This is a genomic window from Bartonella sp. AA83SXKL (assembly GCF_042196965.1).
Lineage (GTDB): Bacteria > Pseudomonadota > Alphaproteobacteria > Rhizobiales > Rhizobiaceae > Bartonella.
In genome coordinates this window covers 328-602 of sequence record NZ_JBHIRG010000281.1, presented here as the reverse complement: position 1 = coordinate 602, position 275 = coordinate 328, and the positions used below count along the sequence as shown (strand labels likewise).

Here is a 275-nt window from a genome sequence, read left to right as displayed (position 1 = left end):
AAAACCAAAAAGGCGGATGGCTTCTTCACGAACATGCGTTTCAATAAACAAACTTAAACTCTCCCCCAAAGCTGGTAAAGAAGGACGCAGGCGATTTGAAATAAAAACTACATAGCCCACACCCTGAACATTCACAATGATATGATCATCAAAGATGTGTTCAAGGATACCTTTTAATTTGCCAATCATGCCATAATCCTTGCATGATAAGAAGCGCCGATACGGTGAGTACTGTGGCAAAGAGCAAGTGCAAGTGCATCAGCGGCATCACTGCT

The 275-nt window shown here is 42.5% G+C and carries 1 protein-coding gene and 1 pseudogene; both read right to left on the bottom strand.

Annotated features, from left to right (window positions below):
* Positions 1-189, bottom strand: a 189-nt coding sequence (locus tag ACFINO_RS11125; RefSeq protein WP_375655908.1) for an OB-fold domain-containing protein, incomplete at its 3' end; no start/stop codon positions are given.
* Positions 186-275 (bottom strand): annotated as a pseudogene (locus ACFINO_RS11120) (crossover junction endodeoxyribonuclease RuvC); the annotation flags it as partial. The gene ACFINO_RS11125 and the pseudogene ACFINO_RS11120, both read right to left, overlap by 4 nt.